The following is a 12,201-nucleotide window of genomic DNA, read 5'->3' on the forward strand; positions in this document are numbered from 1 at the left end:
GGGTTGCGTCATGCTGCAGACCGCGGGACTGGACCTGCTGATCGCCTGGTCGATCTTCTTCGCCCTGCTCGGCGTCCTGGTGTTCCTGCTCGTGCGGCACGTCTCGCACCCACTCGACGACGTACTGTTCCACGAGAAGGACCGCCGGAAGCGGGCCGGCGGGAAATGAGCCCGCCGCCCGCCCGCGGTCCCGCGCTCGTCGCGCTGCTCACCGTCACCCTCGCCGCCTGCGCCGGGCCCACGGTGACCACGGACCAGTATCGCGGCAAGGTGGTCCAGACCGCCAAGGCGATGAGCAGCATCATCGCCACCGCGCAGCGCGCGGCGCGCCTGGACCTGCAGGGCAGGATGCTGCACACGGTCACCGACACGGTGGTCAGCGATTCCGAACGGGACGCGAGTTCGGTCCAGACCACCATCGAAAGCCGTCAGCCGCCCCAGGACGAGGCCGCGGACGAGCTGTGGCGCCGGATCGACGGTCCGGTCCGCGACACCACCCGCCTGCTCACCGAACTGCGCATCGCGGTCCGGCGCAACGACCGCACCGCCCAGCAGGCCGCGGCCGACGCGCTGTCCGCTCCACTCGACGCGTTCCGCCCGCTGTCCCAGGTGGCCTGATGAAGGTCGTGTTCAACCTGGCTCTGGGCGTGATGACCGCCATCGGGGGGTTCGTCGACATCGGCAACATCGTCACCAGCGGGATCACCGGGGCCCGCTTCGGCATGACGCTGGCCTGGGCGGTGCTGCTCGGCACCGTGATCATGGTGCTGTACGGGGAAATGGCGGGCCGGGTCGCCGCCGTCGGGCACCGTGCGGTGTTCGACGTGGTGCGCGAACGTCTCGGCGTCCGGTTCGCACTGGTCAACCTCCTCGCGTCCACCGTGTTGTCCCTGCTCACCCTCGCCGCCGAAATCGGCGGTGTGGCACTGGTGCTGCAGTTGTTCACCGGCGTGAACTACGTGATCTGGGTGCCGCTGGCCGGGGCTGCGGTGTGGCTGGCGATCTGGCGCCTGCCCTTTCCGGTGCTGGAAACGGTGTTCGGCCTGCTCGGCCTTGCCCTGCTGGTGTTCGCCGCGGCACTGGTCCTGCTCCCCACGGACTGGTCCCTGCTGTGGCACGAGATGACCCACCCCGCGGTGCCCTCCGGCGAGGCGTGGCCGACCTGGCTGTTCTACGCGATCTCCCTGCTGGGTGCCTGCATCGTGCCCTACCAGGTGGTCTTCTTCTCCTCCGGCGGCAGGGAGGAAGGCTGGTCGGTGGCGGACATGCGCCGCGCCCGCGCCAACACGCTGATCGGGTTCCCCCTGGGCGGCGTGCTCAGCCTGGCGATCATGGCCGCGATGGTGCCGGTGCTGCGGCCGGACTCCGTCGACGTCAAGCACCTGGGGCAGGTGGCGCTGCCCGTCGCCCAGGCGTTCGGGGTGCTCGGGCTGATCCTGACCTTCATCGGCTTCGCCGCCTGCACCTTCGCCGCGGGTGCCGAATCCGCGCTCTCCCTCGGCTACAGCGTGTCGCAGTACTTCGGCTGGTCCTGGGGCAAGTGGCGGCGCCCGGCCGACGCGCCCCGCTTCCACCTGGTCTGCCTGGCCGGCACGATCGCGGCGACCGCGTTCATGCTCACCACCATCGACCCGATCACCGTCACCATCGTGTCGGTGGTGCTGGGCGCGGCCGCGATCCCGCTGACCTACCTGCCGCTGCTGGTGGTCGCCAACGACCGCGAATACATGGGCCGCTACGTGAACAAACGGTGGCAGAACGGCCTGGCCATGCTCGCGTTACTGGTGATGGTCGTCGTCTCGGTCGTGACCCTGCCACTGATCTTCGCCACGAAGGCGGGCCAGTAAGGAGCCGGACATGGAACACGAGACCGACATCGTCACCGCCAACGACATGGTGTGGGACCGGCAGATCTTCGACCGCGACGGACGCGAGGTCGGCAAGGTCGACGACATCGAACTGGACGTGCCCGCCGACGGGGGCCCGCCCGTGGTGACCGCCCTGCTGTGCGGCCCGACCGCGCTCGGACCCCGTATCGGCGACCGGATCGGAACCTGGTGGAGCGCCGTCGGCCGCAGGATGAGCCCCGGCGACGATCCGTATCCGGCGCGCATCCCCATCGAGAAGGTGGCCAAGTTCGACCGGCGCCGCGTGCGGCTGCGGGTCGCCGCGCCGGAACTGCCCGTCGATCACATGCGGGAGTGGACGCGACGGCACATCATCGAGCGCATTCCCGGAGGCCGGCGATGAGGGGCGCCGAACTGATCGGCTGCCGGGTGGTCGACCCGCGCGGCCGCGACGTGGGCCACGTGCACGACCTGGTGTTCCGGCACGAGCACCCCGGCGACGAAGACGACGCCCCGCGGTTCGAGCTGGCCGGGCTCGAATGCGGCAAGGCCGGCATCGGCGACCGCCTCGGCTACACCCGCGACGCGATGGCCGGGCCGTGGCCGCTGACCGCGCTGTTCCGCTGGCTGGGCCGCCGCTCCTTGTTCGTGCCCTGGACGGAAGTGTCCACAGTGGATCGGCCCTGTATCCACATCCGCTGCACACGCGAACAACTACGGCCCTTCGTCGAGGTGGAGGATTCGTAGGTCCTACCGTGGCCAGGTTTCGCGATACCAGGCCATCTCCCAGAACGCCAGCTCGTAGCGGCTGCTGGCGAGGAAGACCTCGCGCAGCCGCGCCTCGGCCGAGGGCGGCAGCCCTTCGCCGAGGCGGTCGGTGAGGTCGCGCAACCACTCGACCAGCGCGGTGAATTCCGCCGAGGAGTACATCGCGATCCAGCGGGCGTAGGCAGACCGCGCGGGTGCGGCCCGTCCCGCCAGGCTCAGCCCGATCTCGTTGAACCCCCACATGCACGGCAGCAGCGCGGCGAGCAGGTCGGCGAAATCCCCGACCGACGCGCTGCGCAGCAGGAAGTCGGTGTAGCCGCGAGTGGTGGGGGAGGGCACCTCACCGGCCAGTTCGTCCGGGGTGATGCCGAACTCGGCGGCGTAGGCCCGGTGCAGGTCCATCTCCTCGTGCAGCGTTTCGTACACCAGATCCGCGAAACGGGTCATCGTGGCCAGGTCGGGAGAGCGCGCGGCGGCCAGGGCCAGCAGCCGCGCGTACTCGGCGAGGAACACGTAGTCCTGCCGGAGCCAGAACCGGAACCGCTCCTCGCCCAGCGTCCCGTCCCCGATGCCCAGCACGAACGGATGCTCGTGCTGGGCCTGCCAGATCTCCGCCGCCGCGGCCCGCAACCGCTCACTCAGGCCCGGCATTCACAGGCCTTCCGCGAGCGCGTCCCAGAAGGACAGCTCGAAGGACTGCAGCAAACGGGTCGCGCGGCGCGCGAGGACCGGAGAATCCCCGTCGGCGAGCCCCTGCTCGATCACCGCCAGCGCGCGGTCTTCGAATCCTTCCGGCGGTGCGGCGAAGAACTCGAAGAATCCCACCGCTTCCTGGCTCGCGCCGTAGGTTTCGCGCAGTGCGGCGGCCACCGCGCCGCAGTTACCGCCCCACGCGGCGAGATTCGCGACGAACGCCAGTGCGACCGCCGACCGCGAACCGTTGAGGGCGAGCCAGGCGACGTAGGCCGGATAGGCCTGCGCACCGGGATGGGGCTCATGGGCGCGAAGGTCCTCCTCGCCCAGGTCGAGCCACGCGGCCAGTGTGCCCAGCCTGCCCAGTGCGATCCCTTCCCCCTCGGCGAGACCGAGGAAGAAATCCCCCGCGGGGCCTGCCGGGAACCGCGCGGCGAGCTGCGCGAAACTGCGCCGGTCGCTGGACACGATGCCGTACTGCTCGGCGGCCAGCGCCCGCAGCCGCTCGCGGGGCACGGCACCCGTGGCCAGCAGGGTGAGAAACCGGTGATCACTGATCGCGTCGGCGGTCGCCTCGAGCTCCCGCCGGGTTTGTGCCAGCAGATCCGCCGCGCGCATTGCCTGGCTCCCCGTTTTCCTACAGCTCCTAGTTTTCGGTCTTGATCGTGAAGGCACCGGTCAGGCCGGTGAGTTCGAGGATGCGATGCGCGTACCGGTTCACGTTCTCCAGCACGATCGCCGCTTCGTGGTCCTCCGCCTGGGCTCGCGCCCGCACCAAGGCGCTGAGGCACGCCGAATCGAAGAAGGACAGCTCGGCGAAGTCCACCACGAGCCGGTCCACCCCCTTGTCCAGCAGTTCCCGGACCGCCTCGTCGAGCCGTCCCGCTTCGGCGTGGTCGATCTCGCCGAACAGCCTGATCCGGCCTACCTCCGTGCCGTCGTCCGTCTCGATCCGGGTGATCGCGGTGCCGGCACCGCGTCCGGTCGTGCCGTCGTTTTCCATACCTTTCCCTCCCGTGCGTTCGACCGGGCCCTGCGGTTGTCCTCCGGCGCCCGGTGCCCTAGCTTGGCCGCGAAGCGGAAAACACATCCAGCGGACCACACCGGGCCGCGGCGCTGGAAGCATGGGAGCAATGACCGCAACCTCAGACCGGGAGACCACTGCCATTGTCGGTGACTTTCTCGGACGGCGCAGAGAAAGCATCGTCACCGAATGGTCCGGTGTCCCGTTCTTCCAGATCGGCGGCGCCGACTACGAGCAGGCCGTCCTCGACGGCGGCGAGGTGCTGACCGGACTGCGGCGCGCCGTGCTGGCCGGCGACGCGGGCAATCCGGCGGGTGAAGGCTTCAGCGATCTGCGCACTCTGCTCGAAGCCCTTGCGGCGCAACAGGATCACGATTCGACGCTGATCACGCAGACCGCAAGGCAGATGGCCGCGCTGAAGGGCCCGCTGCTGCGGATGTGGACCGAGGAAGACCTCGGCCCCGACGAGCGCACCGAGGGTGCGGTGCTGCTGAGCAGCGCGGTGGACACCCTCGGTCTCATCCTGCTCGACGCGGCGCTGACCGCGGGCCGCGACACCATCGCCAGCCAGCGTGAGCAACTCGCCGAGCTGTCCACCCCGGTGATCAAGCTGTGGGAGGGCATCCTGGCCATCCCGCTCATCGGCACCCTCGACAGCATGCGCAGCCAGGTCGCCACCGAAAGCCTGCTGCAGGCGATCCTCGACCACCAGGCCCGGGTCGCGATCCTGGACATCACCGGGGTGGCGACCGTGGACACCATGGTCGCCCAGCACCTGCTGAAGACCGCGCTGGCCGCGCGGCTGATGGGCGCCGAATGCGTGATCAGCGGCATCCGGCCCCAGATCGCGCACACCATGGTGCAGCTCGGTATCGATCTCGACGAGGTGGCGACCCGCGCCCGCCTGGCCGACGCGTTCCACTACGCGCTGACCCGGCTCGGCCTGTCCGTCGTCAGCTCGGGACCCGGCGTCGTCTGATGTCCGGCGTCCCCGTCATCAACCTGCACGGCGTGCTGCTGGTCACCATCCAGGACGAGTTGCTGGACTATTCGGTGACCGAACTGCAGCAGCAGATCACCGAGCAGGTCGTGGAGCACCAGGCCCGCGGCGTGCTGATCGACATCTCCGTCCTCGACGTGGTCGACTCGTTCCTGGCCAAGACACTGCACGACATCGCCGCCGCCACCTCGCTGCTGGCCGCGAAGACCGTCGTGGTCGGGATGCGCCCCGCCGTGGCGATCACCCTGGTCGAGCTCGGGCTCGTGCTGCCGGGACTGCGCACCGCGCTGTCCGTGGAAGCCGGGCTCGCGCTGCTTCGCCACGACGGCCCGGCCAGGACGGAACTGCGGTGACACGCGTTTCGCCCACGAACACCGTGGCGATCAAGACCGAACCCGACATAGTGCTCGTGCGCCAGGCCGCCCGGGAAGCCGCCGTGACCGCGGGCTTCAGCCTGGTGCAGCAGACCAAACTGGTCACCGCCGCCAGCGAACTGGCACGCAACGCGCTGGTCTACGGCGGCGGCGGGCAGGCCGAGATCGTGGTCGAGGAGAGCGGATCGACCAGCACGGTCCGGCTGATCTTCGTCGACTCCGGTCCCGGCATCCCGGACATCGAACTCGCCCTCACCGACGGCTACACCACCGGCTCCGGCCTCGGCCTCGGCCTCGGCGGGGCGCGGCGGCTGGCGGACCGGTTCCGCATCGAATCCGTACCCGGCAAGGGCACCCGCATCGAGCTGTCCCTGTCCACCCGACGCAAACCATGATCCGGGCCGATCTGGTCGTCTCCGAGGACAGCCACGTGGGCCGGGCGCGGCGGCTGGCCGCGGCGGCCGCCCAGCGGGCCGGGCTGCCCAGCGGGCAGGTACATCGCGTCGCCCTCGCCGCCACGGAACTGGCCACGAACCTGATCAAGCACGCCACCCGGGGCGTGTTCACCGCCGTGATCGCGCCGGACCGCCTGGACCTGCTGGCCGCCGACCGCGGGCCCGGGATCGGCCGCATCGACCAGAGCATGCGGGACGGGTTCTCCACCACCGGCACGCTCGGCACCGGGCTCGGCGCCATCCGGCGCGCCGCCGACGACTTCGACATCTACTCGGTGGCCGGGCGCGGCACCGTGCTGCTCGCCCGCTGGCGCACCGGGCGTCCGCCCCCGCCGGGACTGCGCATCGGGGTGGCACGCCTGACCGCGCCGGGGGAGACCGCCTGCGGGGACATGTGGGCCGTCGCCACCGGTGAGGGCACGGTGACGGTCGGGCTGAGCGACGGTCTCGGCCACGGCGAAGCGGCGGCGACGGCCAGCCAACTGGCCGTCGACACCCTCGCCTCCCATGCGGGGCTGCCCCCGGCCCGTATTCTTGAGGCGATGCAAGCCGCCCTGACCCGCACCCGTGGCGCGACGGTCGCCGTCGCACAGTTCGCCACCGGGGAGGGCCGCCTGCGGTTCTGCGGCATCGGCAACATCTCCGCCCGCGGCTACGCCCGGCCCGGCGCCCCGGTGCAGCGCCTGCTGTCGCGGCCCGGGATCGTCGGCGCGGCCAACGCGGGCAGCCCGCCCGACACCGTGGACTCCTGGTCCGCGCGCAGCTGGCTGCTCCTGCACACTGATGGCGTGTCGGAGCGATGGAGCATCGAGGAATCACCCGGGCTGCTCAGTCGTGATCCCGCCGTGGTCGCCGCCTGGATCCTCGGGCAGTACGGCCGCGGCCGGGACGACGCGTGCGTGGTAGCGGTCGCCGGGGACGGTGCCCGATGAGCGACTGCCGGGAGCACGACGGGGCGATCCAGGAGCTGCGGAAGGTCATCGAGCGGCAGCGGCGGGAACTCGAAATGCACCGCTCGGAACTCGCCCAGACCAATGCTGGGCTGCTCGCCCTGCACACGGAGGTGGAACGCCAGCGGCAGCGGTCGGCGTTCCTCGACGAGGTCAGCCGGACCGTCTCGGCCTCCCTGCTCGGCAGGGAGGTGGCGGAGGCGCTCGTCCGGCTTGTCCAGCGTGAAGGCGTGGCCTCCTCCGCGGCGGTCTGGATCCTCGGCGAGGACCACCGGCTGACCCGGGAACCGCGCAACGGCACCGTGCCCGGCCAGGACGTCAAGCGCGTGCTGACCACCCGGCGCCCGGTGGCCGCCCCCGGCCGGATGCTGGTCCCGCTCGCCGTCGGGCCGAATTTGCTCGGCGTGCTCGAACTCCGCCGCGGCGAGCCCGGGTTCGCCGAAGACGACCTCGCCTTCGCCACCGCGGTCGCCGCCCGCGCCGCCGTCGGCCTGCGCAACGCCAACGAGTACGAACGGGAACGGGAACTGGCCGAACGCCTCCAGTTGGCCATGCTGCCCACCCTCGAACACCCCGATGACCTGCGGCTGTCCGCCCGGTACCTGCCCGCCGCCCGTGGCGTCAACGTCGGCGGCGACTGGTACGACGCCTTCACCCGCGCCGACGGGAGCACGGTGCTGACCGTCGGGGACGTCACCGGGCACGGGGTGGACGCCGCGGTGATCATGGGAAAACTGCAGAACGCACTGCGGGCCTACGCCGCCGAAGGGCACGGCCCCGCGGAAACCCTGCGGCTGACCCACCACCTGCTGCGCGGCTGGCGGAGCCCGCTGCTGGCCACCGCGGTGGTGATCGACCTGGACGTGCGCACCGGGCGGATCCGCTGGGCCAACGCGGGGCACCTGCCCGTGCTCGTCGCCGGCCACGAAGGCGCCGTGCGGCCCCTCGACGAACCCAGCGCCCCGCTGATGGGCGTGCCGTTCGACTTCGAAATCCGGGAGTACGACACGCTCCTGCGTCCGGGCGAGACCATCCTGCTGTACACCGACGGCCTGGTCGAGCGCCGCGGGCTGTCCATCGACACCGGCCTGGACCGGCTGTCCGGCGTGTTCCGGTCCGCCGCCACCCTGGGCCCGGACGAGGCCGGTGACCGCATCCTCGGTGAGATGCTGGGCGCCGACGAGCACGACGACGATGTGTGCCTCCTGCTGTGCCGGTGGGCCACCCCGGCCTGAACCCCCGCTCCCGCTCAGGCGTCCAGCCGGAACTCCGCCCACACCCATTTGCCGGCGCCGCGAGGGTAGTGCCCCCACGCCGCGCTCAGCGCATCGATCAGCGCCATCCCACGGCCCCGCGGCGACCGGGCATCGGGCTTGCGCAGCACCGGCTTATCCGTGGCGTGATCACCAACCTTGAGCCGGATGCGCGAGCCTTCCCGTTCCAGTTCCACCGAAACCTCGCCACGGCCGTGCTCCACCGCGTTGGTCACCAGCTCGGACGCGGCGAGCAGGATGTCTCCCGCCACCGCCGCGGGCACCCGCCAGCCGCGCAGCGCGTCCGACACGAACGCCCGCGCGTCCCGCGCCGCGTGGACCGTCGGCAGAAGGCGGATACCGAGCCTGGGCGCCCCGTCAGGACCGAGCACCCCGGCATCGCCGGTCACAGCGCCTCACGCACCGCTCTGCGCCTCCCTGGCTTCGGATAGTCACATGGTCGGATACCTCGCGGGTCCGCACTCAACCCACTCGGCTCAACGAAAAATGATCACCTGATCCGGTCGCATCGGCCAGATTAGTCACAAGACCGGCGCCGCGCAGCACGGACGGTTTGGGGGCGGGGACGCCGGGAACGTTAGGAGCTGGAACGCCCGACGAAGGAGGTACGCGATCATGGCACAAACGGTCCGCGAGATCATGACGACTCCGGCGGTGAGCATGCCACCCGACGCCTCGGTGAAGGAGGCCGCACAGCGCATGCGCGACGAGGGAATCGGCGACGTCCTGGTCACCGAGGGCGAGCAGCTGAAGGGCATCGTCACCGACCGCGACATCGTGGTACGGGGCCTGGCGGAACGGGACGACCTGTCGAACCTGCACCTGTCCGACGTGTGCAGCAGCGAAATAGTGACCGCCGAGCCGAACGAGACGGCCGACGAGGTGATTTCCCGGATGCGGCAACGCTCGGTGCGCCGCATTCCGGTGGTGGAAAAGGGCAAACCGGTCGGCATTCTGTCCCTCGGGGACGCCGCGGTGGAGAAGGACCCGCATTCGGCGCTGGGCGACATCAGCGCCGCGCGCGGCAACACCTGACCACCGGCACCGCGGAAAAGGGGCACCCCGCGCCGGGTGTCCCTTTTTGCGCCGGGTCAGCCAGTCACTGCGCCAGGAGCGCCAAGCCACTCTTCCTGCGCCGGTAGTACGCGACGGTCGTGGCCACCAGAAGGGGTGGCCAGGCCAGCAGCGGGGCATAGCAGACCACGGGTACCACCTGCTGGGCCGTGGTCTGCGCGACACGCCCGATCAGGCTTGCCGCCTGGCTGAAGGCGAACCAGCCGACCGTGGTGCACAGCATCGCCGCCCCGAGCAGTGCCGGTCGCCGTCCCCCGATCAGCGGGAGCCAGCGGGGTGCGATCTCGCCCCACGGCCGCACCAATCCGAGTGTGGGGGTGAACGCCGGCCAGATCGGCCACAGGACCGCCCCGACGCCGGCGATCCGCATCACCTTGTGCTCGCCGTACTTGGCGACTGTTGGGCCTGCGAGACGCGAGCCGACGAACCCGCCGATGCACGGTACGGCGAAGGCGAGTCCGTACTGCCACGGTGCGAAGTGGAGGTCGCGCAGCATGAGCACGGCGAGCAGCGGCTCGGTCGCCATGAAGAGCCCGCCCAAAGCCAGCCGGTTCAGGAAGATCGGCCGCAGCTGCGGGTGGTTGAGCAGGCAGCGCCAGCTGTCCGGCACATCCCGCAGAGCGATCCTCTTGGTTGTGTCCTTCACGGGAGCAGGCTCGTGTCCGCCGATGGCGGTGATGCCGAGCGCTGAGAGCAGGTAGCTCAGGCTGTCGGCGACGACGGTGGGTGGTGTAGCCGAACAGGCCGATTGCTGCGCCGCCCAGTGGCGGGCCGATCGCGATCGAACTCCACGTTGTGGACTCGAAGCGGCTGTTGGCCGCCAAGAGGTCATCGCGGGTTACGACGGACTTCAGGTATGCGCCGCTGGCGGTGACGAACGCGATCTTGGCGCCCGCAACCACGATCGCGACGAGCAAGAGCTGCACGTAGGTCAGCCAGCCGAGCCAGTAGGCCAGCGGGATGGTGGCCATCGCGCCGAACCGCAGCAGGTCCATGGTGATCATTACGGGACGCTTGCGGCGGGTCTCGATCCACGGGCCGGTTGGGACGGCGACGAGTGCGCCGACGATGAGGCTTGCCGACGAGAGCGCGGAAACTCTGGTAGGGCTGGAGCGCAGGACGCTGATGGCGATCAGCCCGAAGGCGCCGAACCCGAGACCGGAGCCGTAGGCGCTGACCGCGTACGCGGCCCACAGCCATCCGAACTGCCGCCCGAGCTTCCTGTGTGCCACGTCGTTCCTCCATCTGGTGTGTCCACAACCGTCGGTTCTGCCCGGGTTATGCAATCCCGAGTGGCAACGTGGGAGGTAACAACCGATCTGGCGGCGCGCCACAACTCTTCGTTGTGTCACTAGGGTGGGGGTGTGGACCTCGACGCGGTGCGGACCTTCCTCAAGGTCTCTTCGGAAGGACAGTTCCAGAGCGCGGCCGACGAGCTCGGCATCACCCAGCAGGCCGTCTCGAAGCGCATCGGTGCCCTCGAGCGTGAGCTCGGCGTGGTTCTCTTCGCCCGCGGACCCCGCGGCGCCACGCTGACTGTCGACGGCCAGGCGTTCCTGCCGCACGCCCACGAGCTGCTCCAGGCTGCGGACCGCGCCCTCGCATCGGTGATGCCCGGACGTCGAGCGCTCCGAGTCGACGTACGGAACCGGCGGACGGCACCGGCCACGCTCCTGCACGCCTTCTATCAGCAACGCCGCGGGCGCGACCTGGACGTTGTCGCATTGCCCGACCTCAATCTCGAGGCGGCGCTGGCCGCCGTCGCGGGCGGCGCCGTGGACGCCACGTTCCGCGGTCTGGCCGACCCGAGGAGGCAACTCTCAGGCATGGGACTCTCCAGCGCCCTGGTCATCGAGGACCGCCACGAGCTGCTGGTCGGCCCGAAGCACCCGCTTGCAGATGCTCCGTCTGTGACTCCACGCCAGCTCGCCGATCACCCGATCTGGATGCCGGGGCTGCCCAGCGGGGACGAGGTCGCGGCCTACTACGCCGAACTCGGCGCCACTTTCGGGATCACCATCGACGTCCTGGGCCCTGCGTTCGGGGCCGAGGTGCTGATGACCGAGATCGCCGAGTCGGCGACGCTCGCGAACCTCGTCGGCGAAGGCTCCCGCTATCTCTGGCCCGCGCACTACGACCTTCGACGCATCCCGATCGTCGACCCCACACCGGTCTTCCCGCTTTGGGTCATCTGGCGTACCAACAACCGGCAGCCCGATCTGGCCGAGCTGCTCGCCTTCCTCGAAGCCGACTTCGCTGGCCGACAAGGCAGCGACAGATGGCGCCCGTCCTGGGCGCGCCACGGCCACTAGTCAGAGCTGCTGCAACTTTGGTGAGCAGCTGCGACGCCGTCGCCGTGTCAAAGTTCCCAGTCCACCCTCATCTGTGATGAGCCCTTTTCATAACCGTGCGGATCGACGTTGACGTGGACGCCGGCAGGGACCGCGGATACGGCGCCTCCGGCGGGTTTCGGGAAATACCAGGGCGGGAAACACACCTTGCGACCGGAGCAGGCGCATGATGGAGGCAAAGCGCCCGCGTGGCCGAGGGAGCCGTTCCATGATGCCCTTGCTGGATCTGCAGCCACTGCTCTGGCCGTTGTTCGTGCTGCTGTGGGTGGTCCTGTCGATGTACTCGCGGGCTGCACTGCACCGCCGCTGGCACGCACACTCGCGTTCCGCGCCGAACCGCCCGCCGTATCCGACGTCCGCCCCGGCTTCGCCCCCACCCCGGAAGTCCCTG

General features: G+C 70.2%; 17 protein-coding genes. 12 read left to right on the forward strand and 5 right to left on the reverse strand.

What is annotated here, in order from left to right; all coding sequences use genetic code 11:
• Window positions 1-165 precede the first annotated feature (165 nt).
• From FNH05_RS19935 to FNH05_RS19950, 4 genes are read left to right on the forward strand one after another with little or no spacing between them, the layout of a single operon-like run.
• Window positions 166-618: a hypothetical protein gene (locus FNH05_RS19935; RefSeq protein WP_144590218.1), complete on the forward strand. Its 453-nt coding sequence runs from the start codon at window positions 166-168 to the stop codon at window positions 616-618.
• Entirely contained in the window at window positions 618-1,847 is a 1,230-nt protein-coding gene (locus FNH05_RS19940; protein WP_144590219.1) for an NRAMP family divalent metal transporter, read from the forward strand. The genes FNH05_RS19935 and FNH05_RS19940 overlap by 1 nt, the downstream gene beginning before the upstream one ends.
• A gap of 10 nt (window positions 1,848-1,857) precedes the next feature.
• Window positions 1,858-2,250, forward strand: a complete 393-nt coding sequence (locus FNH05_RS19945; protein WP_144590220.1) for a hypothetical protein — start codon at window positions 1,858-1,860, stop codon at window positions 2,248-2,250.
• The gene (locus tag FNH05_RS19950) at window positions 2,247-2,594 is read left to right on the forward strand and encodes a PRC-barrel domain-containing protein (RefSeq protein ID WP_144590221.1); all 348 of its coding nucleotides are present in this window, start codon (window positions 2,247-2,249) and stop codon (window positions 2,592-2,594) included. The genes FNH05_RS19945 and FNH05_RS19950 overlap by 4 nt, the downstream gene beginning before the upstream one ends.
• A gap of 3 nt (window positions 2,595-2,597) precedes the next feature.
• Here FNH05_RS19950 and tenA read toward each other — a convergent pair whose 3' ends face one another.
• Genes tenA through FNH05_RS19965 form a run of 3 tightly spaced genes read right to left on the reverse strand, consistent with a single transcriptional unit; the run spans window position 2,598 to window position 4,311 of the window.
• Complete coding sequence (tenA, locus tag FNH05_RS19955; protein ID WP_144590222.1) at window positions 2,598-3,266, reverse strand: thiaminase II; 669 nt, start codon at window positions 3,264-3,266, stop codon at window positions 2,598-2,600.
• Window positions 3,267-3,926 (reverse strand): thiaminase II/PqqC family protein, encoded by a 660-nt coding sequence (locus FNH05_RS19960; RefSeq protein ID WP_144590223.1) that lies wholly within the window; start codon window positions 3,924-3,926, stop codon window positions 3,267-3,269. It abuts the gene before it with no gap.
• 28 nt (window positions 3,927-3,954) lie between these two features.
• The gene (locus tag FNH05_RS19965) at window positions 3,955-4,311 is read right to left on the reverse strand and encodes an STAS domain-containing protein (RefSeq protein WP_144590224.1); all 357 of its coding nucleotides are present in this window, start codon (window positions 4,309-4,311) and stop codon (window positions 3,955-3,957) included.
• A 130-nt stretch (window positions 4,312-4,441) separates the two neighbouring features.
• On the opposite strand from FNH05_RS19965, the gene FNH05_RS19970 reads away from it, so the two are divergent.
• The 5 genes from FNH05_RS19970 to FNH05_RS19990 are packed head-to-tail and all read left to right on the forward strand — an operon-like array spanning window position 4,442 to window position 8,346.
• Window positions 4,442-5,311 carry an STAS domain-containing protein gene (locus tag FNH05_RS19970; protein ID WP_144590225.1) on the forward strand — a complete coding sequence of 290 codons (870 nt, stop codon included), beginning with the start codon at window positions 4,442-4,444 and terminating at the stop codon, window positions 5,309-5,311.
• Window positions 5,311-5,685 (forward strand): STAS domain-containing protein, encoded by a 375-nt coding sequence (locus tag FNH05_RS19975; RefSeq protein ID WP_144590226.1) that lies wholly within the window; start codon window positions 5,311-5,313, stop codon window positions 5,683-5,685. The genes FNH05_RS19970 and FNH05_RS19975 overlap by 1 nt, the downstream gene beginning before the upstream one ends.
• Entirely contained in the window at window positions 5,682-6,101 is a 420-nt protein-coding gene (locus FNH05_RS19980) for an anti-sigma regulatory factor (protein ID WP_144590227.1), read from the forward strand. The genes FNH05_RS19975 and FNH05_RS19980 overlap by 4 nt, the downstream gene beginning before the upstream one ends.
• On the forward strand, window positions 6,098-7,093 hold the full coding sequence (locus FNH05_RS19985) for an ATP-binding protein (protein WP_144590228.1): 996 nt from the start codon (window positions 6,098-6,100) through the stop codon (window positions 7,091-7,093). Before FNH05_RS19980 ends, FNH05_RS19985 begins: the two co-directional genes overlap by 4 nt.
• A complete protein-coding gene (locus FNH05_RS19990; RefSeq protein ID WP_144590229.1) occupies window positions 7,090-8,346 on the forward strand; it encodes a PP2C family protein-serine/threonine phosphatase in 1,257 nt (418 codons plus the stop codon). Before FNH05_RS19985 ends, FNH05_RS19990 begins: the two co-directional genes overlap by 4 nt.
• 14 nt (window positions 8,347-8,360) lie before the next feature.
• Here the strand turns inward: FNH05_RS19990 and FNH05_RS19995 are convergent, their stop codons facing one another.
• A complete protein-coding gene (locus FNH05_RS19995) occupies window positions 8,361-8,774 on the reverse strand; it encodes an ATP-binding protein (RefSeq protein ID WP_144590230.1) in 414 nt (137 codons plus the stop codon).
• Between the two features lie 226 nt (window positions 8,775-9,000).
• Between FNH05_RS19995 and FNH05_RS20000 the strand changes: the two genes are divergently transcribed.
• Window positions 9,001-9,420: a CBS domain-containing protein gene (locus tag FNH05_RS20000; protein WP_144590231.1), complete on the forward strand. Its 420-nt coding sequence runs from the start codon at window positions 9,001-9,003 to the stop codon at window positions 9,418-9,420.
• A 64-nt stretch (window positions 9,421-9,484) separates the two neighbouring features.
• Here FNH05_RS20000 and FNH05_RS20005 read toward each other — a convergent pair whose 3' ends face one another.
• A complete protein-coding gene (locus FNH05_RS20005) occupies window positions 9,485-10,105 on the reverse strand; it encodes an MFS transporter (protein ID WP_144590232.1) in 621 nt (206 codons plus the stop codon).
• 718 nt (window positions 10,106-10,823) lie between these two features.
• On the opposite strand from FNH05_RS20005, the gene FNH05_RS20010 reads away from it, so the two are divergent.
• On the forward strand, window positions 10,824-11,771 hold the full coding sequence (locus FNH05_RS20010) for a LysR family transcriptional regulator (protein WP_144590233.1): 948 nt from the start codon (window positions 10,824-10,826) through the stop codon (window positions 11,769-11,771).
• A gap of 247 nt (window positions 11,772-12,018) precedes the next feature.
• Window positions 12,019-12,201 (forward strand): hypothetical protein (locus FNH05_RS38865; RefSeq protein WP_222426662.1); only part of this gene is annotated, 183 nt, incomplete at its 3' end.

The organism is Amycolatopsis rhizosphaerae (assembly GCF_007713715.1).
Lineage (GTDB): Bacteria > Actinomycetota > Actinomycetes > Mycobacteriales > Pseudonocardiaceae > Amycolatopsis_E > Amycolatopsis_E rhizosphaerae.